Origin of the sequence: Microvirga sesbaniae (genome assembly GCF_025460805.1) — a bacterium.
GTDB lineage: Bacteria > Pseudomonadota > Alphaproteobacteria > Rhizobiales > Beijerinckiaceae > Microvirga > Microvirga sesbaniae.
The window spans coordinates 42,706-67,541 of sequence record NZ_JAMXFJ010000001.1 but is presented as its reverse complement, the minus strand read 5'-3'; the positions used below and the strand labels follow the sequence as shown (position 1 = coordinate 67,541).

Annotated in this window: 20 protein-coding genes; 9 read left to right on the top strand and 11 right to left on the bottom strand. The window is 68.1% G+C overall.

From position 1 onward, the window contains the following. Positions 1–39: 39 nt before the first annotated feature. The 8 genes from OCW50_RS00290 to OCW50_RS00255 form a co-directional block, all read right to left on the bottom strand. A complete protein-coding gene (locus OCW50_RS00290) occupies positions 40–744 on the bottom strand; it encodes an aspartate/glutamate racemase family protein (protein WP_262296040.1) in 705 nt (234 codons plus the stop codon). Positions 745–753: 9 nt separating this feature from the next. Further along, complete coding sequence (locus OCW50_RS00285) at positions 754–1,377, bottom strand: 2-hydroxychromene-2-carboxylate isomerase (protein ID WP_262296039.1); 624 nt, start codon at positions 1,375–1,377, stop codon at positions 754–756. 55 nt (positions 1,378–1,432) lie between these two features. Then, positions 1,433–1,981, bottom strand: a complete 549-nt coding sequence (locus OCW50_RS00280) for an acyl-CoA thioesterase (RefSeq protein ID WP_262268090.1) — start codon at positions 1,979–1,981, stop codon at positions 1,433–1,435. After that, a complete protein-coding gene (locus OCW50_RS00275) occupies positions 1,978–2,487 on the bottom strand; it encodes a DinB family protein (protein ID WP_262268089.1) in 510 nt (169 codons plus the stop codon). Before OCW50_RS00275 ends, OCW50_RS00280 begins: the two co-directional genes overlap by 4 nt. A gap of 188 nt (positions 2,488–2,675) precedes the next feature. After that, entirely contained in the window at positions 2,676–4,886 is a 2,211-nt protein-coding gene (locus OCW50_RS00270; RefSeq protein ID WP_262296038.1) for an FAD-dependent oxidoreductase, read from the bottom strand. 24 nt (positions 4,887–4,910) lie between these two features. Further along, positions 4,911–6,119, bottom strand: coding sequence for an acetyl-CoA C-acetyltransferase (locus OCW50_RS00265; protein ID WP_262296037.1), 1,209 nt, complete (start codon positions 6,117–6,119; stop codon positions 4,911–4,913). 85 nt (positions 6,120–6,204) lie between these two features. Then, positions 6,205–7,998, bottom strand: a complete 1,794-nt coding sequence (locus OCW50_RS00260) for an acyl-CoA dehydrogenase C-terminal domain-containing protein (protein ID WP_262296036.1) — start codon at positions 7,996–7,998, stop codon at positions 6,205–6,207. A 387-nt stretch (positions 7,999–8,385) separates the two neighbouring features. Continuing rightward, positions 8,386–8,787 (bottom strand): MerR family transcriptional regulator, encoded by a 402-nt coding sequence (locus OCW50_RS00255; protein WP_262296035.1) that lies wholly within the window; start codon positions 8,785–8,787, stop codon positions 8,386–8,388. Between the two features lie 362 nt (positions 8,788–9,149). On the opposite strand from OCW50_RS00255, the gene OCW50_RS00250 reads away from it, so the two are divergent. The 4 genes from OCW50_RS00250 to OCW50_RS00235 all read left to right on the top strand — a co-directional run bounded on the left by OCW50_RS00250 (position 9,150) and on the right by OCW50_RS00235 (position 15,163). Next, complete coding sequence (locus OCW50_RS00250) at positions 9,150–12,317, top strand: hypothetical protein (RefSeq protein WP_262296034.1); 3,168 nt, start codon at positions 9,150–9,152, stop codon at positions 12,315–12,317. A 103-nt stretch (positions 12,318–12,420) separates the two neighbouring features. Then, positions 12,421–13,350 (top strand): sulfite exporter TauE/SafE family protein, encoded by a 930-nt coding sequence (locus OCW50_RS00245; protein WP_262296033.1) that lies wholly within the window; start codon positions 12,421–12,423, stop codon positions 13,348–13,350. Then, positions 13,347–14,108 (top strand): TIGR02186 family protein, encoded by a 762-nt coding sequence (locus OCW50_RS00240; protein WP_262268082.1) that lies wholly within the window; start codon positions 13,347–13,349, stop codon positions 14,106–14,108. Before OCW50_RS00245 ends, OCW50_RS00240 begins: the two co-directional genes overlap by 4 nt. A gap of 77 nt (positions 14,109–14,185) precedes the next feature. After that, the gene (locus OCW50_RS00235; RefSeq protein WP_262296032.1) at positions 14,186–15,163 is read left to right on the top strand and encodes a nitrilase family protein; all 978 of its coding nucleotides are present in this window, start codon (positions 14,186–14,188) and stop codon (positions 15,161–15,163) included. 134 nt (positions 15,164–15,297) lie between these two features. Here the strand turns inward: OCW50_RS00235 and pdeM are convergent, their stop codons facing one another. Together pdeM and OCW50_RS00225 are read right to left on the bottom strand one after the other, a co-directional pair. Beyond that, complete coding sequence (gene pdeM, locus OCW50_RS00230) at positions 15,298–15,999, bottom strand: ligase-associated DNA damage response endonuclease PdeM (protein WP_262296031.1); 702 nt, start codon at positions 15,997–15,999, stop codon at positions 15,298–15,300. After that, positions 15,996–18,533, bottom strand: a complete 2,538-nt coding sequence (locus OCW50_RS00225; RefSeq protein WP_262296030.1) for a ligase-associated DNA damage response DEXH box helicase — start codon at positions 18,531–18,533, stop codon at positions 15,996–15,998. Before OCW50_RS00225 ends, pdeM begins: the two co-directional genes overlap by 4 nt. A gap of 93 nt (positions 18,534–18,626) precedes the next feature. Here OCW50_RS00225 and OCW50_RS00220 point away from each other — a divergent pair, with 93 nt between their 5' ends. Both OCW50_RS00220 and OCW50_RS00215 read left to right on the top strand, forming a co-directional pair. Next, positions 18,627–19,109 (top strand): GNAT family N-acetyltransferase, encoded by a 483-nt coding sequence (locus tag OCW50_RS00220; protein WP_262296029.1) that lies wholly within the window; start codon positions 18,627–18,629, stop codon positions 19,107–19,109. 97 nt (positions 19,110–19,206) lie between these two features. Then, positions 19,207–20,025: an SDR family oxidoreductase gene (locus OCW50_RS00215; protein WP_262296028.1), complete on the top strand. Its 819-nt coding sequence runs from the start codon at positions 19,207–19,209 to the stop codon at positions 20,023–20,025. A gap of 177 nt (positions 20,026–20,202) precedes the next feature. Here the strand turns inward: OCW50_RS00215 and OCW50_RS00210 are convergent, their stop codons facing one another. Continuing rightward, positions 20,203–21,132, bottom strand: coding sequence for a class I SAM-dependent DNA methyltransferase (locus tag OCW50_RS00210; RefSeq protein WP_262296027.1), 930 nt, complete (start codon positions 21,130–21,132; stop codon positions 20,203–20,205). 351 nt (positions 21,133–21,483) lie between these two features. Here OCW50_RS00210 and OCW50_RS00205 point away from each other — a divergent pair, with 351 nt between their 5' ends. Genes OCW50_RS00205 through OCW50_RS00195 form a run of 3 tightly spaced genes read left to right on the top strand, consistent with a single transcriptional unit; the run spans position 21,484 to position 24,718 of the window. Further along, entirely contained in the window at positions 21,484–22,539 is a 1,056-nt protein-coding gene (locus tag OCW50_RS00205; protein WP_262296333.1) for a ligase-associated DNA damage response exonuclease, read from the top strand. Continuing rightward, entirely contained in the window at positions 22,536–24,272 is a 1,737-nt protein-coding gene (locus OCW50_RS00200; RefSeq protein WP_262296026.1) for a cisplatin damage response ATP-dependent DNA ligase, read from the top strand. Before OCW50_RS00205 ends, OCW50_RS00200 begins: the two co-directional genes overlap by 4 nt. After that, a complete protein-coding gene (locus tag OCW50_RS00195) occupies positions 24,269–24,718 on the top strand; it encodes a secondary thiamine-phosphate synthase enzyme YjbQ (RefSeq protein ID WP_262296025.1) in 450 nt (149 codons plus the stop codon). Before OCW50_RS00200 ends, OCW50_RS00195 begins: the two co-directional genes overlap by 4 nt. The last annotated feature ends 118 nt before the right edge of the window (positions 24,719–24,836 follow it).

Genomic DNA, 24,836 nt, shown 5'->3' with positions numbered 1-24,836 from the left:
AGGCCCGGCCATGACGGGGGAGAGGTCGCAAGAAGAGTGTCACCCCGCCTGCAACGCGCGATCCACCGCCGCAAGCGCGTGGAGTGTCGTCGTGTCGAACAGGGGCACGGCGCTGTCCTCGTCGGAGACCAGCAGCATGATCTCGGTGCATCCGAGGATGATCCCCTGTGCGCCGCGTTCGATCAGGCGCCCGATGATCTCGCGGTAGGCCTGACGCGACTCCGGCCTGATGGTCCCGAGCACGAGCTCCTTGTAGATGATCTCGTGCACGATCCGCCGGTCATCCTCGTTCGGGACCATCACATCCAATCCATGATGCTGCTGCAGGCGGCCCTTGTAGAAATCCTGCTCCATGGTGAAGGCCGTGCCGAGCAGGCCGATGCGTGCCAACCCGGCCGCCTTGATCTTTGCGGCCGTCGGATCGGCGATGTGAAGAAGCGGAAGGCTCACGGCCGACGAGACCGCATCGGCGAGGCGGTGCATCGTGTTGGTGCAGATGACGATGAAGTCGGCTCCGCCGCGCTCCAGGCGCAGGGCGGCTTCCGTCATCGCCCCGGCGAGCCGGTCCCATTCGCCGGCATGCTGGAGCCGCTTGATGTCCTCGAAATCGAAGGAATACATCAGGCACTGCGCCGAGTGCACCCCGCCGAGCCGCCGGTTCGTCTCCTGGTTGATGATACGGTAATACTCGGCCGAGCTTTCCCAGCTCATGCCGCCGATGAGCCCGATCGTCCTTGGTCGCATGGCAGGTCCTTACGGGTTCGCCCGGTAGGGCTCGCGCCCGCTCGTCAGCGCATCGTCCAGAAGGTCGAGCCGGTCCTGGCCCCAGAACACCTCCCCGTCGAGCACGTAGGCCGGCGAGCCGAAGACGTCCCCCGCCACCGCATTTTCCAGGTTGAGGGCATAGATCGCCTCGGTGGTGCTGCCGGTCACCACGTCCATGAGGGAAGACGAGTCGAGCCCGGCCTGCTCGGCGAGCTCGGAGAGAACGAGCGGATCGGACAGGTCCCGCTCCTCCTCCCACACCGCCGCGAAAGCCCGCCGCAGGAAGCTGTCGGGACTCTTGCCGGAGGCCGTGATCGCGATGACGAAACGGTCGGCGAGGTTCACGTCGAAGGGCCAGTGCTTCGGGTTGATGTTGAACGACAGGCCGCGCTTCTCACGCCAGCGCTGCAATTCGAGGATCCGGTAGCGCTGGCGCGCCGGGTGGCGCTGGGCCAGGGGCAGGCCGCCGGTCTCCGAGAAGACGCGTCCGAGGAAGACGGGCTTGTAATTGACCTCGACCCCATGCTTCTGCGCGATCTCCATGAAAGGCGCATGGCCGATATAGGCCCAGGGGCTCACGAGGGAGAAGTAATAGTCGATGATGCGGGGCATGGGTCCGATTCGGGGTTCTCGCAGGCCGGAACGGCGTCGGCCACACCTTGGACCATCAGGCGGCGCTCTTCAACGTCTCTTCGGCCATGAGGAAAGCCTCCACCTCCGGGGCGGCCGCGGGCGCCTCCGCATCGACGCCGATCTCGCCGAGCAGGCGCTCCATGGGCACGAAGCGCCGCTCCCTGCGGTCATAAAGCCCCGCCCGCACGAGCGCGATGGCGTTGAGGACGGGGCTGCCGTCCCGGGCCTTCGAGATCAGCCGGTGCTCCATCACCACATGGCTGGCCGACCAGGTGAGGATGCGGGTCTCCAGCATGAAGGAGCGAAAGGGCCTGAGTTCCCGCCGGAAGCGGATCTGTCCCGCTCCCACGACGGGCACCCAGCCGTGCCTGAGGATGGGGCGCCACAGGCCGGAGCGGATCATGATGTCGGTGCGCCCGAGATCCATGAGGGTCCAGTATCGCCCGTTGTTCATGTGCAGAGACGTATCCAGATCATGCGGCCATACCCGGAACCCCAGGCGCGACACGTCCCGCACCGGGTCGAGCCTCTTTCGGAAGAGCGACGCGACGATGAGGTGAAGGACCCGCAGCCAGAGATTCATGCCAGGCCCATGCCCGTCTGGCGCTGAAACAGGATCAGGTCGAGGGAGGGAGCCTCGAGGCCGAAGCCGGTGAGCAGGCCGTGGACCTGACCGCGATGATGGGTCTGGTGATTGAAGAAGTGGGCCAACGCCGGCGCCAGGGGCTGCTCGACCTCGGCGGGGTTCGTGATCGTCCGATAGCGGATGCGCCCCGCGAGGTCGGCGTCGGACAGGCCGTCGATGTAGCCGACGATCCGCGCGTCCTCCCGGTCGCGCGCCTCGCGAAGCTCGGAGAACCCCTCGAACAGGATCGCGTCGAGCCGGTTCGGCGCATCCCCCTGCCCGGTGAACCGCCTCATCCAGATGCGGTCGGTGGCGAGGAGATGATTGAGCGTGCCGTGCACCGACTTGAAGAACGCCCCGCGGTCCGCGCGGTAATCCGCATCGGACAGGCGCGCAGCAACATCGTAGATGCGCGCGTTGCACCACGCATTGTAGCCCGCCATCATGGCAAAGTGCGGCTTCATGGGGAGCCCCTTCCGTGTCTTCACACCCTCCGAGTCATGGGACGCAGGAGGGTATCGGTCAAGGTTTTGCCGAGCCCCCTCCCCGCCATGGCCGGGCTTGGCCCGGCCATCCCGATGCGGTAAGGCGCGGCGCTTCCCGGATCGGGATCACCGGCACAGGGCCGGCGATGAAGAGACGCGGAGGACGATCAAGCCGCCTTCTTCGTTCCCGCGGCGCGACCGTAGAACGTGTCGCCCGAGGCGGCCATGTCGAGGAGAATCCTCGGCGGCGCGAAGCGGTCGCCGTGCCTGGACTGCAGGCTCTGGCACAGGGCCACGAAGGCCTTCGCGCCCATGAAGTCGATGTAGGACAGCGCACCGCCCGTATAGGGGGCGAAGCCGAAGCCGAGGATCGACCCCACATCCGCCTCGCGCGGATCGGTGACCACCCCTTCCTCGAAGGTGCGGGCCGCTTCCAGGGCCTGGGTCACGAGCAGGCGCTGCTTCAACTCCTGCATGTCGACGAACTCGGGCTCGACGTGCCTGGTCTGCAGATCTTTCAGGCCCGGCCACAGGCGCTTCTGCCCGCCCTCGGGATAATCGTAGAAGCCTTTCCGGTTCTTGCGGCCGAGACGTCCCCCCTTCTCGACGAGCGTGGTGAGCAACTCCTCCTGCTCCGGCACGATGGCGGCTTCACCCAGCTGCGCCTTGGTGGCGCGCAGGATCTTGAGGCCGAGATCGACCCCGACCTCGTCGTTGAGGGAGAGCGGCCCGACCGGCATGCCGGCCTGCCTGCCCGCCTGCTCGATCATCGCGGCCGGCAGCCCCTCGGTGAACATGAGGTGTCCCTCGAGGATGTAGGCGAGCACGCAGCGATTGGCGAAGAAGCCGCGCGAGTCGTTGACGACGATCGGCGTCTTCTTGATCAGGCGCACGTAATCGAGCGCCGTCGCGAGCGCCCTGTCGCCCGTCTCCTTGCCCATGATGATCTCGACCAGCATCATCTTCTCGACCGGCGAGAAGAAGTGGATGCCGATGAACTGGTCGGGCGTCTTCGCCTGCTGGGCCAAGCCGGTGATCGGCAGGGTCGAGGTGTTGGACGCGAAGACGCAGTCCGGCCGGATCGCGGCCTCGACCTTCTGGATCACCTCGGCCTTGACCTTGGGATCCTCGAACACGGCCTCGATGACGAGATCGCAATCCTTGAGATCGGCGTAATCGGCCGACGGCGTGATGCGGGCGAGCAGCGCATCGCGGTCCGCCGTCTTGGCGCGGCCCTTCATGATCTGGTCGGTCATGAGCTTGTGCGAATGGGCCTTGCCCTTCTCGGCCGATTCCCTATCGCGGTCGATGAGCACCACGTCGAGACCGGCATTGGCCGTGACGTAGGCGACGCTCGCGCCCATGAAGCCCGCGCCGACGACGCCGACCTTCTTCAGGCTCGTCGGCGGCACGTCCTTCGGACGGCGCGCGCCCTTGTTGAGATCCTGCATGGAGATGAAGAGCGTACGGATCATCGCCGCCGCCTCCTTCGACCGCAGGATCTTGGCGAACCAGCGCGACTCCACCTTCAGGGCGAGATCCATCGGGAGCTGCAGCCCCTGATAGACGGATTCCAGGATCGCGCGGATCGCCGGGTAATTGTCCTGGGTCTCGCGCCGGTAGATGGCGTTGGCCGGAGGCCAGATCTGCATGCCGGCCGCGGAATAGACCTTGTTCGACGGCAGCTTGTAGCCCTTCTGGTCCCAGGGCGCGACGGCCGAACCGCCTTGCCTGATCCAGTCCCTGGCCGTCTCGACGATGGCCTCGCGCGGCGCGACCGCATGGACGAGGCCCATGTTGCGGGCCATGAGCGGACGGATCTGCTCGCCCTTGAACAGCATCTGCAGGGCGTCGCCCGTCTGCATCAGGCGCGCCACGCGTTGGGTGCCGCCGGCGCCCGGGAAGAGCCCGACCTTCACCTCGGGCAGGCCGACGCGTGTGGAATCCACGTCCGAGAGCACGCGGAAATGGCACGCGAGCGCGAGCTCGAAGGCGCCGCCGAGGCAGACGCCGTGGATGGCCGCGGCAAACGGCTTGCCGCAGGTCTCGAGGCGGCGATAGAGCAGCGAGAGCCGGCGCGATTCCTCAAAGAAGAACTGCATCGCGGCCTCTTCGCCCTTCTCCTTGGCGAGCCGCGCGTATTCTGCGCCGAGGCCCTGAAGCATGGTGAGATCGGCCCCGCCGGAGAAAGCCTCCTTGCCGGAGGTGATCACGCAACCCTTGATCGCCTCGTCGCCGGCGACCGTCTCGATGATCTGCTCCAGTTCGCCCATCACCTCGGGGGTGATCACGTTCATGGAGCGGCCGGGCATGTCCCAGGTGGCGACCGCAATCCCGTCGGAATCCGTCTCGAAGCGGAAATTGGTGAAGTTCGTCATGATGGTTCTCCCGTTCCCGCCGTCTCAAACCCGCTCGATGATCGCAGCCGTGCCCATGCCGGCCGCGACGCACAGGGTGATCAGGGCCGTCTGCTTGTCCGTGCGCTCCAGCTCGTCGAGCACGGTGCCCAGGATCATCGCCCCGGTGGCGCCGAGCGGGTGGCCCATGGCGATGGCGCCGCCGTTCACGTTCACCTTCGCCGGGTCGAGATCCATCGCCTGCATGTAGCGCAGCACCACGGACGAGAAGGCCTCGTTGATCTCGAAGAGGTCGATGTCGTCCTTCGTCATGCCGGCCTTGCGCAGGGCGAGTTCCGACACGTCGATGGGGCCGGTGAGCATGAGTGCGAGATCGGACCCGATGGACGCGAAGCCCTTGAGGCGCGCGCGGGGCTTCAGGCCCGCCTTCGCGCCGCCTTCCCGGCTGCCGATGAGCACCGCGGCGGCACCGTCCACGATCCCCGAGGAATTGCCCGCGTGATGCACGTGATCGATGAACTCCACGTCCGGGTGCGCCGCGGTCGCGACCGCGTCGAAGCCGCCCATCTCGCCCATCTGCACGAAAGCGGCCTTCAGCTGGCCCAGCGACTGCATGTCGGTCTGCGGCCGCATGTGCTCGTCCTTCGCCAGGATCGTGATGCCGTTGACGTCCTTCACGGGCACGACGGACCTGGCGAAGCGGCCCTCGTCCCAGGCCCTGGCGGCGCGCTTCTGGGACTCGACCGCGTAGGCGTCCACGTCGTCGCGCGAGAAACCGTACTTCGTGGCGATGAGATCCGCCGAGATGCCCTGGGGCAGGAAATAAGTGGGAATGGCGATGCCCGGATCGACCGGCCATGCGCCGCCCGACGCCCCCATGCCGATGCGGCTCATGGATTCGACGCCGCCCCCGATGGCGATATCCTTCATGCCCGACATCACCTGCGCGGCCGCGAGGTTCACGGCATCCAGCCCCGAGGCGCAGAAGCGGTTGATCTGCACGCCGGGAACCTCCTTGCCGAAGCCCGCCTTCAGGGCCGCGGCGCGTGCGATGTCGCCGCCGGCCTCGCCGATGGGATCGACGCAGCCGAGCACCACGTCCTCCACGAGCATCGGATCAAGATCGTTGCGCCTGCGGATGGCGTCGAGCGCCGTCACGGCGAGATCGACCGCCGGAACCTCGTGCAGCGAACCATCCTGTTTGCCGCGGCCGCGCGGGGTGCGAACGGCGTCATAGATAAAGGCATCAGCCATGAGGGTCTCCCGGTCGTGTGGTCGTCCCGGACGCAAGGCGCGCCGGGATCGTTGTCGGATAAGGAACGCTTTACTTGCTGGGCGGTCAGAACGCGTCCGCCGGCAGCGCCATGGTCGTGTCCGCCCCGGTGGAGATGCGGGCGAGACGCATGCCGGTCTCGGGCAGCATCCGCTCCATGAAGAAGCGGCCGGTCAGGAGCTTGGCATCCATCTTGTCGGCGACGCCGTTGCCCTCGGCCTTCTTCGCCTGGGCCACCTTCGCCATCCGGGCCCACATGTATCCCAGGGCCACGAGGCCGAAGAGATGCATGTAGTCGGTGGCGCCCGCGCCGGCATTGTCGGGCTTCGTCATGGCGTTCTGCATGAACCACATGGTGGCCTGCTGCAGATGGCCGAGGCCCTGCTGCAGGGGCGCCACATAGGCCTTCAGGCCATCGTCGCCGGCATTCTCCTGGCAGAAGGCGCCGACCTCGTTGAAGAACGCCATGATGGCCCGCCCGCCGTCCTTGCCGAGCTTGCGGCCGACGAGATCCATGGCCTGGATGCCGTTGGCGCCCTCGTAGATCATGGCGATGCGGGCGTCGCGCACGAACTGCGACATGCCCCATTCCTCGATGTAGCCGTGGCCGCCGAACATCTGCTGCGCCTTCACGGCGTTGTCGAAGCCGAGATCGGTGAGCACGCCTTTCACCACGGGAGTCATCAGACCCATGTAGTCCTCGGCGGTCTGGCGCTGCGCCTCGTCGGACGAGCGATGCGCGATGTCGCTGTTCAGCCCGGTCCAGACGATGAGCGCCCGCGCCGCCTCGTTGAACGCCTTGATGGAGAGCAGCGTGCGGCGCACGTCCGGATGCACGATGATCGGATCGGCCGGCCTGTCGGGGAACTTGGCCCCGGTGAGCGCACGGCCCTGGAGGCGGTCCTTCGCGTAGGCCACGGCGTTCTGATAGGCGACTTCCGACTGGGACAATCCCTGGACGCCGACCGCGAGCCGCGCCTCGTTCATCATCACGAACATGGCGTTGAGGCCGCGATTCGCCTCGCCGATCAGCCAACCCGTGGCGCCGTCGTAGTTCATCACGCAGGTGGCGTTGCCGTGAATGCCCATCTTGTGCTCGAGCGACCCGCAGGAGACGCCGTTGCGCTCCCCGAGGGAGCCGTCGGCGTTGACGAGGATCTTCGGCACCACGAAGAGCGAGATGCCCTTGGTTCCGGCGGGCGCTCCCTCGATGCGGGCCAGCACCAGGTGGACGATGTTCTCCGCCATGTCGTGCTCGCCGGCCGAGATGAAGATCTTGGTGCCGGTGATGGCATAGGAGCCGTCACCGTTCGGCACGGCCTTGGTCTTGAGCAGGCCCAGATCCGTGCCGCAATGAGGCTCGGTCAGGTTCATGGTGCCGGTCCAGGCGCCCTCGACCATCTTCGGCAGATAGGTCTTCTTCTGCTCGTCGGTCCCGTGCACCATGAGGGCCGCGATGGCCCCCTGGGTCAGGCCCGGATACATGCCGAGCGCCAGGTTGGCCGAGGACACGAATTCCTGCATCACCGTGTTGAGGACGGAGGGCAGCCCCTGGCCGCCGTATTCCTCGGGAGCGGCCAGTCCCATCCAGCCGCCGGCGGCATAAGCGTCGTAGGCTTGCCTGAAGCCCTTCGGGGTCGTGACCGAGCCGTCCGGATGGCGGGTGCAGCCCTCCTGGTCGCCGGAGAGGTTCAGGGGCGCGAACACCTCCTCGCAAAGCTTGGCGCCCTCGGCGAGGATCGCCTCCACCGTCTCGGAGGTCGCATCGGCGAAACCGGGCAGGTTGTTGTGACGCTCAATCGGGAACACGTCGTTCAGGAGGAACATGACGTCTTCGACGGGGGCCTTGTAGACCGGCATTCGAACTCTCCCAGATCGCATTCCGGCATGAACGTCCCCGTGAGGAAGATGCCGGTCAAGTAGATAGTTCACATATAAACCATTACGCCGTTTTGGAAAGAGGTAGGGTGGGAAATCTTTGGCGGAAGCGGCAACGACCGGGGCCCGCCCGCCTCGACCCCATCACGAGGCGACCTCCCCGTCTTCCGGGAGGATCGGATTTTGGAGCGGCCGGCGATCGCGCGGCAGCATCCGGGGCCAGAGGCGCATCAGCGCGGCGGGGCGAGCGCTTCAGCGGGAGGCGGCCTGGCCTTTCCGCCCTCCCAAGCGAAAACGCCCATCCGTCCGCAGACCGGCGGTCTGCGGACGGATGGGCTGTCTCGGACGATTGCGTTCCGGCGCTGCGGCTCAGGCCGCCACGGCGAGGCCCGCGCGGCGGGCCTGGAGCTCGGCCAGGGCCTCTTCGATCTCGCCCTTCTGCTGCTCGAGATGGCGGATCTGATCTTCGATCTGGTCGAGAGACAGCTTGAGATTCATCGCCGCTCCATTGCCGGACCGCTCTTCGGCCACCATGGCGCGGATCTCGGTCAGCGTGAAGCCGAGCTGCTTGCCCTTGAGGATGACGGAGAGACGCTCGCGGTCGCGGGCATCGTAGATTCGTGCCGTCCCGTCCCGTCGGGGCGAGAGGAGGCCACGGTCCTCGTAGAACCGCAGGGTGCGGAGAGTGACCCCGAACTCGCGGGCCAGATCGCCGATCGTATAAAGTCTTGCACTCTCGCCGGCAGGAGTGCTGCCTGTAATGTGGTCCATGGAACCCCCCGTGATTTCTTCATGACGAGGCAAGCCTGAGGACTTCCCCTTCAGTAATGAAATGATAGAACATCTTTTTACCCAATTGCAAGAGTGTTACGTTTCGGATCTGCCGCTGGGGTAAAGGCAGAGCGCTTCGGAAGATTACCGTTACGGAAGATATGAGACCCCATGCCCGGATCGTCGCTAAATCCCCTCTGCTTAACGGGTTTTTTACTATGCCGGACGGAAGTTGCAGCGCTGGGCAAGGGGTCGTGGCGCGAGGTGATTCGCCTCTCTCAGGCTCCGGGTCCGTCAGGCGCGCACCGGCACGGGGCCGTGCGGGCCCTCTCGAGTTCACGCGTACCCCGGCGAGCCCAACCATGAGACGACCCGTCTTCTCAAGATCTGACGACCTGGATCTCGATGCACGCGCGCTGATCTCCGCCGCGGCTCGACAGGCCGGCATGAGCCTCGAGGAGTGGATCGCAGCCGTCCTCGAAGAGGCTCGGGACAGGCCCGGATCAACACCGGGGCGGGCGGGCAGCGATCTCGACGGTCTCATTGCCCGGATGTCCGCCCGTTCGCGGCCCAAGCGCGACTACGACACCCTGATGGCCGCCGTGGCGGCGCAGAACGGGCGCCCCGCTCAGGATCAGGCCTCCCGGACCGCGGTGGCGCTCGAATCCATGGCAAGCTGGATCGAACAGGCGGAAATCCGCCTGACCGACGCCACCCGCAGCTCCGCGGATCAGCAGGAGCGGATCGCCGCCGTGCTCTCGGAGGCCCTGTCGTCCCTCAAGGAGCGTCTCGAGACGGTGGAGCGGCAGGTCACGGCGGAGCGGGCTGCCCCGCCACGCATCGAATTTCCGGTCGAGGAGGCGCTCAAGGCGCTCGCCCCCGTGTCCGAAACCCTGGTCGGCCTGCGGGCCGACATGTCCCGTCTCGCCGCCCATCTCGAACAGCCCAATCCGGCCTTGACCCCTGCCGTCGACGGGATCCGCGCGGAGATCGACGGCCTGCGCTCCGGCATCGAAACTCTGGCGACCCGTGAGGAGATCGGCGCGCTCGACGCCGCCCTCGGGTCGATCGCCAAGGATCTCGGCCAGGGGCCGACGGCCCGGGACATGCGCACCCTCGCCGGCTCGATCACCGTGCTCTACGAGCAGATCCGGTCCCTCGCGGGAGAGGTGAGCGAAGAGCTGCACGGGCGCATCGGCCAGGAAATCGACCAGATCAAAGCCAAGATCGACGCGGTGGCCGCGTCCGGGGTGGACCGCTCGGTCGTGGATTTCCTCAGCGGCCAGATCGTCGACATGCGCCAGGATCTGGCGCACCGGGCCGAGCCGCAGCAGATCGCCCGGCTCTCCGGCGAGATCGAGGTCCTCGCCCGCCAGTTGTCGGAGCTGCGCCTCCATCAGGTGAGCAAGAGCGATTTCACCGCCCTGAAGTCGTCCCTCGACGACGTCTGCTCGGCCCTCTACGTCACCGCCACGGCGCAGGAGACGAGCCGGGTTCCCGAGCAGCTCGAGACCTTGAGCCGCAGCGTGGACCTTCTCGCCCGCCGCCCTCAACCGGCACCGGCGGACCTGACCCCGATCAGCGAGCAGCTCGCCCTGCTGACCGAGCGCATGGCCGGCCTGTCGGAAAGCCGCGCCGCGGGCGGCGAGACGCTGATCGACAGGATCAAGCATCTGTCATCGCGGATCGAGGCCGTGGCCGAAAGGGAGGCCCAGCCCCGCGAGCCCCTGATGGAGCGGTTCGACCGAATCGAGCAGGAGCTGCGCGAACTCGTCCGGCAGGCCGACACCTCCGGCATGGCGCAGATGCTGCGATCCATCGACCAGAAGCTCGAACGGGCGCCGTCTCAGCCCGCAAGCCTCGATGCTCTCGAGCGCCAGGTGGCGGCTCTGGCCGAGCGGTTCGATCAGATGCCGGGGGCAGCCCTGCAGACAGCCCTGACCGAGGCGAGCGGGCACCTCAAGAGGCTTCAGGACGAGGCCGTCGGCCTCGCCGAGCGTGCGGCCAGGACCGTGCTGAACGACATCCGCCCTGCCTTGCCGGATTCCGGCGATCTCGATGCCCTGAAGCATGGGGTCGTCGAGCTGAAGGCCCTTCACAGCCGGTCCGACAAGAAGACGCAGGAGACGCTCCGGGCCGTTCGCGACGCGCTGGAATCCCTCACGTCCCGGCTGCCGAACGGGGATGCTCCCGTGGCGGCCCGCCAGGACCCCTCCATGCCGGCCGCTCCCGCGGGGCCGCGGCTGCCCGCGGATCGTCTCGAAGCAGCCGTCCGCAGGCTCCATGCCGCCACCCTGTCGCAGGTGGAGGAGGCCGCCCCGCCTCCTCCGGACGCCGCCTCCCCGCCCGCCCCGACGGCTGCGCCCGAACCGGCCCCCGAATCCGATCTCGGCCATCTGCGGGCCAGCTTCATCGCGGCCGCCCGACGGGCCGCGCAGAGCGCAATTCCGGAGCCTGTCCCCACTCCCTCCCCGTCACCCCTCAAGCAGGAGGCCGGGTCCGCGGTCGAGGCCGATCAACCGGAGACCGGCGAATCCGCAGCCGGCGTCTCATCCCTGTTCGAGCGCCTGCGCCGCAGCCTCGACAGCCGCCGGCGCCCTCTTCTGTTCGGGTTGGCGTTCCTGATCCTGGCGACCGGAACCTATCCGATCCTGTCCGTCGGGCAGGTCCCGCCCGATCCGGCGCCGGCGAGCGTGCGGCAGGAAGCGGCGCCTGCCGAGAATGCGAAGCCGGTCGTCACCGCCGACGCTTCTCAAGCCGGTGATCTGAGCGTCTTCCAGTCGTCCAGCCTCGCCACCGGGTCCGTCTCCGCCGATCCGCTCGTGTCCGGGCAGTTTCTCGTCGATCCCGCGACCGTTAAGGGCATCCCGGCGGATGCCCCGGCGAGCCTGCAGCAGGCTGCCCGCTCGGGCGACGCGGCCGCGCTCTATGAGATCGCCTCGCGGGCCGCCGAAGGACGCGGGATGGCAAAGGACGTGACCGCCGCCGCCCGGCTCTTCGAGCGGGCCTCTCAGGCCGGCCTTCCTCCCGCACAGGAGCGGCTCGCCATGATGCACGAGAAGGGCGACGGGATCCCCCACGACATCAAGCAGGCCGCGTTCTGGTACGAGCGGGCGGCTCTCGGCGGCAACGTCCGCGCCATGCACAACCTCGCCACCCTTCTCGCCTCGGGCCAGTACGGCAAGCCGGATTACGCCGCCGCGCTGCGCTGGTACGGCGAGGCGGCCGAGTCCGGCCTGCGGGACAGCCAGTACAATCTGGGCGTCCTGCTCGCCCTCGGCATCGGGGCCAAGGCGGATCCGTCGAAGGCGTTCCGGTGGTTCGCCCTCGCGGCCGATCAGGGCGACGCGGAGGCGAGCCAGAAGCGGGACGAGATCGCCGGGCGCCTGAGCGCGGCCGAGCTGAAGGCCGCCAAGGCCGCTGTCGAAGCCTGGCGCCCCCGGCCGGTCGATCCCGTGGCCAACCGACCGCCCGTCGCCGTCCAGGGCCGGACGGCCGCTCTGGATCGAACCCGGGCCGAACGGAGTTGAGGGCACGCAGGCTCTGTCATCTTGCGTTCAGAACATGACCGTTACACCGCCTGCCTGATGCTGTAACAACGACGTGGCTGCACCGGCCAATGGGGGAACCGGGTTGCAAATCTATTTGCCGATCGCCGAGATGCCTGTGAGCGTTCTTCTCATCCTCGGGATGGGTGCGGCGGTGGGCTTCATATCGGGGCTTTTCGGGATCGGCGGCGGGTTTCTCATGACGCCGCTCCTCATCTTCCTGGGGATTCCTCCGGCCGTCGCCGTGGCGACCCAGTCGGCGCAGATCGTCGCCTCCTCCACCACCAGCGTGCTCGGCGCGCTGCGCCGCAACGCCCTCGACCACAAGCTCGGCGCCATCCTGGTCGCCGGAGGACTTGTCGGCTCGGCGCTGGGCGTGTGGTTCTTCGCGGCGGCGCGACGGGCCGGCCAGCTCGATCTCGTGATCGTCATTTCCTACGTGACGCTCTTCACCATCGTGGGCAGCCTGATGCTGAAGGAGAGCATCCGGGAATTCTGGAGCCGGCGGAAGGGCGGCGCGGTGCGCCTGCGGCGGCGGGCGGGCGAGCATGCGCCCTATCTCGGCTGGCCCCTGCGCATGCGGTTCTACCGGTCCAAGCTCTACGTGAGCATCATCCCGATCGTCGGGCTGTCCCTGTTCATCGGCTTCGCCGGCGCGCTGCTGGGCATCGGCGGCGGCTTCATCGTGGTGCCGGCCCTTCTCTACGTCTTCCGGGTGCCGACCAACGTGGTCGTGGGAACCTCCCAGTTCCAGATCGTCTGCACCACCCTCGTGGCCCTCATCCTCCACGCCGTGACGAACCAGGCGGTGGACATGGTCCTGGCGATCCTGCTCATCGTCGGAGGCGTGTTCGGGGCCCAGTTCGGCGCCCGCATGGGGCGGCACCTGAGAGCGGAGCTGTTCCGCTTCCTGCTCGCCATCCTGCTCCTCGCGGTGGGCCTGCGCTTCGGCCTCGAACTCGTGCTCAAGCCGGACGAGCCCTTCTCCATCTCCACGCAGGAGACGCGCACGTGAGGATCGTGGGCGCCCTCCTGATCCTGGTCGGCACGATGGTCGGCGCGCGGGCGGAAACCCTCATCACGTCCCTGTCGAACCACCGGGTGCTGATCAATTCCAACTACACGGGCACGCAGATCGCCGTGTTCGGCGCCATCGAGCGCGACGCCCAGACGGTTGCCCGGGCCACGAGCTACGACATCGTCGTCACCGTCCGCGGCCCGCGCCAGTTCCTCACGGTGCGCGAGAAGGAGCGGCTCGGCCCGGTCTGGATCAACCAGGACCAGCAGAAATTTCCGACCGCGCCCGCCTACCTGAACGTCCTCAGCTCGCGGCCGATCGAGGAGATCACGAGCGATCAGCTGCGCCAGCGCCAGAAGGTCGGCCTGAGCGCCATCATCAATTCCGGCGATCTCACCCTCAAGCGCGACGGCGCGGACCAGCCGTTCCGGGACGCCCTTTACCGGCTCAAGGCCCAGGAGGGCCTCTATCTCGAGGACGAACGCGGTGTGACCTTCCTGACGCCCGAGATCTTCCGCGCAAGCGTCGCGCTGCCGGCGACGGCCCCGCCGGGCAACTACGACGTCGACGTGACCCTCTTCGCCGACACGGTGATCCTCGCCCGCACCCAGACTCATTTCGAGCTGGTCAAGACCGGGTTCGAGGAACAGGTCGGTGTCATTGCCCGCGACTGGTCCCTGGCCTACGGCCTCTCGACCGCCGCCATCGCGCTCCTGTTCGGCTGGCTCGCCAGCACGATCTTCCGGCGGGACTGACCGGGACGCGCGCAGGTCTTTACGCCTCAGGGTCGCCACGCGATCCTGCCGATGGCGCATGCAGGGAGAATGGCATCATGATGCTCCGGTGCGGAACGGTTCAGTTCCATCACAAGGCCGACGACAAGACCGCCAACATGGCGGTGGTGGAGCGCTTCTCCCGCGAGGCTGCGGATCAGGGCGTCAAGATCCTGGCTTTTCCGGAGATGTGCCTCACGGGCTACTGGCACGTGCGCAACCTCGGACGCGAGCGGCTGGACGCGCTGGCCGAACCGGTGCCGGCTGGCCCCTCCACGCAGGCCGTCCTCGCCCTCGCGGCCCGCCACCACATGGCCATCGGGGTCGGCCTGATCGAGCGCGCCGACGACGGGCGCCTGTTCAACACCTACGTGGTCTGCCTGCCGGACGGCCAGGTTCACCGCCACCGCAAGCTCCACGCCTTCGAGAGCGACCACATCGCAAGCGGCGACAGCTACACGGTCTTCGACACGCCGTGGGGGGTGAAGATCGGGGTTCTCATCTGCTGGGACAACAACCTCGTGGAGAACGCCCGCGCCACCGCCTTGCTCGGCGCCGATGTGGTCATGGCGCCGCACCAGACCGGCGGGTGCCTGTCCCGCAGCCCCCAGGCCATGGGGCTCATCGACCCCGCCCTCTGGGAGAACCGCCATGGCGATCCGGAGGCCATCGAGGCCGAGTTCCGGGGGCCGAAGGGACGCGAATGGCTGCTGCGCTGGCTGCCGGCCCGCGCCCACGACAACGGTTATTTCCTGCTCTTCGCCAACGGCGTCGGCGAAGACGACGGCGAGGTGCGCACGGGCAACGCCATGATCATCGACTGCTACGGCCGCATCGTGGCCGAGACCTGGAAGGCCCAGGACGCCCTGGTGGTGGCCGATCTCGACCTCGATCTCCTGCCGCTCGCCACCGGCCGACGCTGGATCCGCGGCCGCCGGCCGGAGCTCTACGGGATCCTCACCCAGCCGCAGGGCCATGAGCTCGCGCCCCGGCAGGCGCGGTTCTCGGAGGCGCCGGTCGGCAAGACCACGGGGTAGGTCGTGTCGGGCCCGACAGGGCCTCGACGGAGGGACGGCACCGGACGGTGATCTCGATTGCCGGGAACGCCGTGCCTTTCCGATCGGGATGGCCGGGACAAGCCCGGCCATGACGTCGAGGACAAGGGCTCTCCTCAATCCCGGCAGAGCATCGCCCGGGCGATGGCGAAGATGCGCTCGGTGCCGATGAGATGCGCCGTGAAGCCGTCCGGGAAGAGCGGCTTGAAGGCGGCGTCGCAGGCATTCAGCCCGCCCGCATAGGCGCCGAGCGCCGGCATGACGCAGCGCCGGCCGTCTGTGAGGAAGCAGCGGCGGCGGGTGGCGCGTCCGCGCATGACCACCTTGCCGACCGGGTGCAGATGACCGGCGATCTCCGCCTGCTCTCCGTGAGCCGGCTCATGGCGAAGCGTCAGCGAGCCGAGCGCCATCTCGTCCACCACCTGCCCGCCGATGCTGTCGGGCAGAATGCGGTCGTGATTGCCCGTGACCCAGATCCAGTCGCGGCCCGCCTGGACCTCGGCGAGAGTGGCGCGCTCGTCGTCGCCGAGACGGTCCGGCCCGCCGATGTCGTGGAAGCTGTCACCGAGCGCCACGACGGTCTTCGGACCGAAGCGGACCACCGCATCGGAGAGCGCCATCAGGGTCTCGCGGGTGTCGTAGGGCGGCAGCATCATGCCGCGCCGGGCGAAGGACGAGCCCTTCTCGAAATGGAGATCGGCCACGAGCAGGGCGTCGTGGGCGGGCAGATACAGGGCGCCCGTCAGGTCGAGGAGCGCCAGCTGCCCGGCCAGCTCGATCTCGTGTGTTGTCTGTTTGTTCTTCCGCAATGCCGTCACGCCAAAGCCTCGTCGAGAAGCGCCGCTTCCGCCTCGGCCAGAATCTCGTCCGCGTTGTCGCTATAGACGCGCTCGCGGCCGATCTCCAGCATGACGGACACGCTCAAAGGAGAAACCCGGTCGAGCGGCTTGTGGATGATTCGCCCCCGGATGCGCTCTAGCATCATGCCCAGGCGCCTCACGTCGAGGAGTCCCGTTGCCGCATCCGCCCGCGCGGCGCGCAGGAGCACATGGTCGGGCTCGTGCTTGCGCAGCACGTCGTAAACGAGGTCGGTGGAGATCGTGACCTGGCGGCCGGTCTTCTTCTCGCCCGGGAAGCGGCGCTCGATGAGGCCGGCGATCACCGCGCATTGGCGGAAGGTGCGCTTCATGAGCGAGGATTCGGCGAGCCAGTCCTCGAGATCGTCGCCGAGCATGTCCTCGGAGAACAGGTCGTCCATGAAGGCGGGATCGCGCGCGGCGCGGCCGGCGATGTCGCCCGAGGCATAGACCGCGATGCCGTAATCGTTGGCCACGAACCCGAGGGGCTTGAGCTTCGCCCGCTCGAGGCGACGGGTGAGCAGCATGCCGAGCGTCTGGTGCGCCAGCCGTCCCTCGAAGGGAAAGCAGGTCATGTAGAAGCGGTTGCCGCGGGGAAAGGTCTCCACCAGGAGGTCGCGGGGCCCGGGCAGGAGCGAGCGCCGGCGCTGCTGCAGGAGCCACTCGGTCATCTGCGCCGGCAGCCGGTCCCACTCGAAGGGATCGGCGAGGATCTGCCGCACCCGCGCGGCCAGGAAGGTCGAGAGCGGGAACTTGCCACCCTCGTAGGACGGGATCATCGGGTCGGTGCCGGCGCCCGCGCGGGTCACCAGCACCTCGTCCTCGGAGATGCCCTCGAAGCGCAGCACCTCGCCGGCGAAGAGAAAGGTGTCGCCCGGCGTCAGCGTCTCGGCGAAATATTCCTCGATCTCGCCGAGGATGCGCCCCCGCGGCAGCACGGTGCCGGGCCGCGAGCGCGCCGATTTGCCGAGCCGCACCTTGATCATGCTGGATTCGACGATGGTGCCCACGTTCAGCCGGTATTGCTGCGCGACCTTCGCGTCGCGCACGCGCCACAGATCGTCCTTGCCCTTCACGATCTTGGCGAAGCGCTCGTACGCGCGCAGCGCGTAGCCGCCTGTCGCCACGAAGGCCACACAGGCCTCGAAATCCTCCCAGGTCAGGCCGGCATAGGGCGCGGCGGAGCGCACCTCCTCGTACAGGCCGTCGAGCTTGAACGGCTCGGCGCAGGCCATGCCGAGGATGTGCTGGCAGAGCACGTCGAGGGCGCCGATGCGCGCATCCGGCGTGTCCTGCGCGGCCTCGTGCACCGCGTCCAACGCCGCGCGGCACTCCAGGATCTCGAAGCGGTTCGCCGGCACGAGATAGGCCTCCGACGGCTCGTCCATGCGATGGTTCGAGCGGCCGATGCGCTGCATGATCCGCGACGCCCCCTTGGGCGCGCCCACGTTCACCACGAGATCCACGTCGCCCCAGTCGATCCCGAGATCGAGAGTCGCGGTGCACACCACGGCCTTCAATTTTCCTGCCGCCATCGCCTCTTCCACGCGGCGGCGCTGCGACACGTCGAGGGAGCCGTGATGGAGCGCGATGGCGAGGTTGTCGTCATTGAGCTTCCAGAGCTCCTGGAACGTGTATTCCGCCTGCAGCCGCGTGTTGACGAAGACGAGGGTGGTCTTGTGCGCCCGGATGAGATCGTAGATCGCCGGCATGGAGAGCGAGGCGGTGTGGCCGGCGAGCGGCAGGCGCTCGTCGATCTCGAGCATGCGGATGTCCGGCTGCGCGCCGCCCTGCACGACGACGAGGTCGGCAAGCTCACCGCGCTCCGCCCCGCCCTCGGACCGGGACGGCGAGCGCTGCGGCACCAGATAGCGCCTGAGATCGTCCGGCTCGCGCACCGTGGCGGACAGCCCCACGGCGGTCGCCTGGGGGGCGATGGCGACAAGCCGCGCGAGCCCCAGCGACAGCAGGTCGCCGCGCTTCGATGTGACGAGGGAATGCAGCTCGTCCAGCACCACCCGGCGCAGATCTTTGAAGAACTCCCGCGCCTCCGCGTGGGCGAGCAGCAGCGCCAGCTGCTCCGGCGTGGTGAGCAGGATGTCCGGCGGGCGCTCGATCTGCCGGGCGCGCTTGTGGGAGGGCGTGTCGCCGGTGCGCGTCTCGATGCGGATGGGAAGCCCCATCTCCTGCACGGGCGCCTCGAGATTGCGGGCGATGTCGGTGGCCAGCGCCTTGAGGGGGGAGATGTAGAGGGTGTGGAGGCCGCGCCTGTCCTTGGCCGTGCCGCGACTCGGTTCCCGCCCGGCCAGTTCCACCAGGCTCGGCAGGAAGCCCGCGAGGGTCTTGCCCGCCCCCGTCGGCGCCACGAGCAGCACCGAGCGGCCCTCCCGGGCCTTGGCGAGCAGGTCGAGCTGGTGCTCCCGGGGCGTCCAGCCTCGGTGCCTGAACCAGTCGCGGAAGATCTTTGGGAGGAGGGAGGCCGGCGCGTGGGACATCTGTCCTCAAGATAAGGTACGGTGTGCCATTCGCCAGACCGCGTCTTGACGAACGAAACAAAATTACCATGATGGCGGCACGAGGGGTGGACGATGAGCGAGGAGCTTCGCGCAGCCGAAGACGATGAGCTGGAGGCCATCGGCCGGCTCTATCACGCGGTCTGGCTGGAGACGCAGGCGCCGCTGCAGCCCTCGAGCGTGGCCGAGCATCGCGACGAGGCCTTCTTCATCGAGCGGGTGAAGCGGCTCCCCGTGCCGCCGCTGGCCGTCTACGGGCAAGGCCGGCTGCTCGGCTTCGCCGCCTGGGCGGACAACCTGCTCGGCCAGCTCTACGTGGCCCGCGAGGGCCGGCGCCTCGGGATCGGGCGCGCGCTCCTGCAGGCGAGCGAACACGCGATCTGGGCCAGCGGCTTCGACAGGGCCCGTCTGCGCTGCCTGGTCGGCAATCACGGCGCCCGCTCGTTCTACGAACGCTGCGGCTGGTGCTGCACGGCCACCATCACCGAGGACGCCGAGACCCGGACCGGCCCCGTCCCGGTCCCCTGCTGGGAAATGGTCAAGGAACTGACCGTGTAGACATTGACCAAAGCCCTTGCACCAAAGCCCTTGCCATCCGGCCCGCGATCCCGTCAGCTTGGGCAACGCCAGCAACGAGAATGAAAAGGCACACGCCATGCCGCACGACTTCCAGTTTCAGAACGCCGTCGCCGTCGTGACCGGGGGGACGCAAGGGCTGGGCGAGGCCATCGCCCGCACCTTCGCCGAACGCGGCGCCAAGGGCATCGTGATCTGCGGCCGCAACGCGGAGCGCGGGCATGCGGTGGCCCGCGCGATCTCGGAACAGGGATGCCATACGGAGTTCGTGCAGGCCGATCTCGAAAGCGTCGACGAGGCCCGTCAGGTCACAGCGCGGGCGGACACCGTGTTCGGGCGCGTCGACGTGCTGGTGAACGCGGCCGGCATCACCGACCGCGGCACGATCTTCGACACGAGCCCGGAACTGTTCGACCGCATGTTCGCGGTCAACGTGCGCGCGCCCTTCTTCCTCATGCAGGAGGCCGCCAGGATCATGCGGCGCGAGAGGATCGAGGGCGCGATGGTCAACATCCTGTCCATGTCGGCCCATGGCGGCCAGCCCTTCATCACCGCCTATAGCGGTTCCAAGGGCGCGCTGGCCACGCTGACCAAGAACGCCGCCTTCAGCCTCATGCCCTGGCGCATCCGGGTGAACGCCCTGAACATCGGCTGGATGAACACCCCCGGTGAGGACCGGATCATGAAGACCTACCACGATGCCCAGGACGGCTGGCTGGAGAAGGCCATGAAGGAGCAGCCCTTCGGCCGCCTGCTGGAGCCGGCGGAGGTGGCGCGCGCCGTGGCGTTCCTGTGCAGTTCGGAATCCGGCATGATGACCGGTTCGGTGATCGATTTCGATCAATCGGTGGCCGGCTGCTACGAGAGCGCCCCGCACCCGTCGACGCGGGCCGAGTAGGCCCCCGGCACGAGGCAGCGTGGTTCGGAGGATGGGTCAGAGGCCCGTCGGCTTCGTCATCACCGGCACAAGGCCGGTGATGACGGGGTGGTGGATCGGCCGAGCGATCAAGACAGGGGCCCGAACGGTGCGCCGCTCAAGGGCTCGAGCATCGGACCCAAAAGTGGACCCGATGCTCTAGCGTTGCATCACGACGAGCAACCCGGGAACCGGCACGCCGCGATCCTCCCGGGTCGAGACGCGCTCGAAAATTACGACGTCGAATCCCGCATCGTCCGCAAGCGCCCGCAGGTAGGATTCACTGTGCGCGTAGCGGGCATCCGGGCCGAGGACGTAGCCGTCGCCCTCATGCGCCTGTACGGTGAAGGCGAAAAGCCCTTCGCGCCCCAGCACGCGGTGTGCCTCGCGGAACACGGCATCGAGCGCCGCCATGTAGACGAACACGTCGGCCGCCACCACGAGATCGGCCTCGCCCGTCCGGCGGCCGTCGAGGAACGCCACGAGTTCGCCCTCGTGCAGGGCATCGTAGAGCTTCGTCTTCTGCGCCTTCTCGAGCATGCGCGGCGAGAGATCGACGCCTTCGATGGACGCGCAGCATCCTGCGAGTTCCTGCGCCATCAGCCCCGTGCCGCAACCGAGATCGAGACTGGCGCCGAAACGATACTCCCGCATCCGCCTGGAGCACGCCCGGCGCAGGGCGTCGGCGATCAGCGCCGGGCCGCGATAGGCGAGGCTTCTCGTCAGGTGCCGGTCGAATTTAGGGGCGTAATCGTCGAAGAGTGCCCGCACGTAGCCGTCCGTGATCGCATCCTCGGGCGCGAGCGCACCGAGGCGAGCAAGGTCGAGCCGTACGCCCAGCGCATCCTCCGGCTCGAGCGCGAGGGCGCGATGCAGGGCGTTCACCGCCTCTTCCGCCGAGCCCAGTTCGGCGGCGGCGCGGCCGAGCATGGCCTGGGCGGGAGCGAAGTCCGGGACGAGCTCGAGCACCTGACGGGCCAGGTCGGCGGCGGCCTCGAAGTCGCCCTCCTCGAAAGCGGCGCGGGCATATTCATAGCGGCGATCGGCGTGGAAATCGCCGGTGGATCGGGCGGTGGCGGCGTGCGGCATGGCGCTTGGATGCGGGAGAGAAACGAGGCTGTCAATGGCGTGCCGTCCGGGCCATCCCACGGGTCTGGCTGACGCCCTCCCCGTCATGGCCGGCCGATCATGACCTGCCTCTTGCCGGCCATCCCGATGCGGTGAGGCGCGGCGTTTCACCTCATCGGGATCACCGGCCTAAGGCCGGTGACGACGTGCGAGGGTGGTGCGACCCGGCGATGACGCCCTCCGCATGTCGTGACCGGTCCTGACGGGGGCCGGACGGAGCGGGGCCGATCCGGCGCCGCGATGGAGCCCATTCCCATGGGCAGCATTATCCCTCCGCCTGACATCAAACGGCCGAACCCTATATTCTCACCCATGGCGCTGCGTTCCACCGACATCCTCACCCAGACACCGCAAGGGCTCTACTGCCCCCTCGGCGAGTTCCACATCGATCCGGTCCGGCCCGTGAAGCGGGCACTGATCACCCACGGCCATTCCGACCATGCCCGCTCGGGACACCGGTCCGTCCTGGCGACCCGGGAGACCCTGCTCATCATGGCCGTGCGCTACGGGGCGGATTTCGCCGACGCCACGCAGGAGGCCCCCCTGGGCGAGAGCCTGCGCGTCGGCGACGTGACCGTGCGCTTCACCCCGGCCGGCCACGTGCTCGGATCGGCGCAGATCGCCATCGAGGCGGGCGGCACCCGGGTCGTGGTGTCGGGCGATTACAAGCGGGCGGAGGACCCGACCTGCCGGCCCTACGAGGTCGTGCCCTGCGACGTCTTCATCACCGAGGCGACCTTCGGCCTGCCGGTCTTCCGCCATCCGGACACCCGCGCCGAGGTCCGCAAGCTCCTCGATTCCGCCGCCCTGTTCCCGGAGCGCGCCCATATCGTCGGCGCCTATGCGCTCGGCAAGGCGCAACGGGTCATGGCGCTGCTGCGCGAGGAGGGTTACGACCGGCCGATCTACCTGCATGGCGCCATGGAGCGCCTGACCGAGTTCTACAAGTCGGAGGGCATTCCCCTGGGCGAGACCCCGAAGGTGCTGGCCGCGGAACGGTCGAAGCTCGCGGGCGCCATCGTGATCTGCCCGCCCTCGGCGATCCAGGACCTGTGGTCCCGCCGCTTTCCCGACCCCGTCACCTGCTTCGCGTCCGGCTGGATGCGCGTGCGGGCGCGGGCGCGGCAGAAGGGCGTCGAGCTGCCCCTGGTGATCTCCGACCATTGCGACTGGGACGACCTCTGCCGCACGATCCGGGAGACCGGCGCCGGCGAGGTCTGGGTCACCCACGGCCAGGAGGATGCGCTGGTCCATTGGTGCACCACCCACGGCATCCGGGCCCGGCCCCTGCACATGCTGGGCTATGGCGACGAGGGCGAGGCCGAGGAGGCTCCCGCGGCGGATGCGGGGACGGGAGACGCCGCATGAACCGCTTCGCCGCCCTCCTCGACCGCCTCGGCTACGAGCCCCGCCGCAACGCCAAGCTGCGGCTGCTGACCGATTATTTCCGCCATACCCCGGACCCCGACCGCGGCTATGCGCTGGCGGCCATGACCGGGGCGCTCATGTTCAAGGAGGCCAAGCCCGCCCTGATCCGCGGCCTCGTGGAGGAGCGCACCGATCCGGAGCTCTTCCGCATGTCCTACCATTACGTGGGCGATCTCGCCGAGACCGTGGCCCTGATCTGGCCCTCGCCCGGACACGAGAGCGTGGCCCCGGCCTCGGACGACGCACCCACCATCGGTCACAACAACCCGCCGCCCCATGTTCCGACCCTGACCGAAGTCATCGAGACGCTCGCGACCACGAGCAAGAGCGATCTGCCGGCCCGCGTCGCCGAATGGATGGACGCGCTCGACGAAACCGGGCGCTGGGCGCTGATCAAGCTGATCACCCGGGAGCTGCGGGTCGGCGTCTCGGCGCGGCTCGCCAAGACGGCGGTCGCCCAGCTCGGGGAGATCGAGCCCGACGAGGTCGAGCTGGTCTGGCACGGGCTGGAGGCGCCTTACGAGGACCTTTTTGCCTGGGTCGAGGGGCGCGGGCCCAAGCCCGAATCCGGCAATCCCGCACCGTTCCGCCCGTCCATGCTCTCGCACCCCCTCGAGGACGAGGATTTCGAGAAGCTGGAAGCGTCCGAGTTCCTGGCAGAGTGGAAATGGGACGGCATCCGGCTCCAGGCCGCCGCCGGCCACGGCAGCGACGGACGCCCCGTGAGGCGGATCTATTCCCGCACCGGCGAGGACGTCTCCCGGGCCTTTCCGGATCTCGTGGAGGCGCTGAACTTCGAGGGTGCCATCGACGGCGAGTTGCTGATCGTGCGCGAGGGGCGCGTGCAGAGCTTCAACGTGCTCCAGCAGCGCCTGAACCGGAAGGCCGTGACGCCGAAGCTGATCGCCGAGTTTCCGGCTCATCTGCGGGTCTACGACATCCTGTTCGAGGGCGAGGAGGACCTGCGCGCCCTCCCGTTCGCCGAGCGCCGCAAGCGCCTGGAGGCGCTCGTCGCCCGCCTCGACGATCCGCGCATCGACCTCTCGCCCATGGTGCCGTTCACGACCTGGGAGGATCTCGCCGCCGCCCGGGCCGATCCGGCCTCCGTCGGGGCCGGGCCGGACGCGGACGCCATCGAGGGCTGCATGGTCAAGCGGGCGAACAGCCCCTATCTTCCCGGCCGCCCCAAGGGCTACTGGTACAAGTGGAAACGCGATCCCTACCTGGTCGATGCGGTCATGATGTACGGGCAGCGCGGCCACGGGAAACGCTCGTCCTTCTATTCCGACTACACCTTCGGGGTCTGGCGCGAGGGCCCAGGCGGCGAGGAGCTGGTGCCGGTCGGCAAGGCCTATCACGGCTTCACCGACGAGGAGCTGGTGAAGCTCGACCGCTATGTCCGCAACCACACGGTCAACCGCTTCGGGCCGGTGCGGGAGGTGGAATACGGCAAGGACCGGGGCCTCGTGCTGGAAGTGGCCTTCGAGGGGCTCCAGCGCTCGACCCGGCACAAGTCGGGCGTCGCCATGCGCTTTCCCCGCATCAACCGCATCCGCTGGGACAAGCCCGCCGCGGAGGCCGACCGGATCGAGACCCTGGAGAAGATCCTGGAGCGGGGCGAGGAGGAGGTCTATCCCCTCCAGGACAAGGCGGCGAAGAGGCGGAAGGGATGAGGATCGAGACCCTGTCGGAAGGCCAGACCACGCGCCAGGCCAGCGGACGGCTCGGCGTCGACACGCGGGGTCAGGGCTTCACCGAGATCACGGACGCGGTGGCGCGCTGGGTGGCCGGGACGGGGATCCGGCACGGCCTTCTGACCGTCTTCTGCCGGCACACCTCGGCCTCGCTCCTGATCCAGGAGAATGCCGACCCGGATGTCCGCCGGGACCTGCTGACCGCCTTCGATCGCCTGGCGCCGCGGAACGCCGGCTATGTCCATAAGACCGAGGGCCCGGACGACATGCCGGCCCATATCCGGACCGTGCTCTCGGGCGTCTCCTTGAGCATCCCCGTGGCCGAGGGGCGGCTGGCCCTGGGAACCTGGCAGGGACTCTACGTGGCGGAGCACCGGGACAGACCGCACCGCCGCGACCTGGTCTTCCATCTCATCGGGGCATAATCCACATGATGCCATGGGAAGCCTCCGTACTTTCCCTTAGATTGGCAGAGGTTTTCGATTGCCAGCTTGCCATTTCATCGGGGATGCGGCTAAGGCTCAAGCAAGCGTCTCGTGGGAG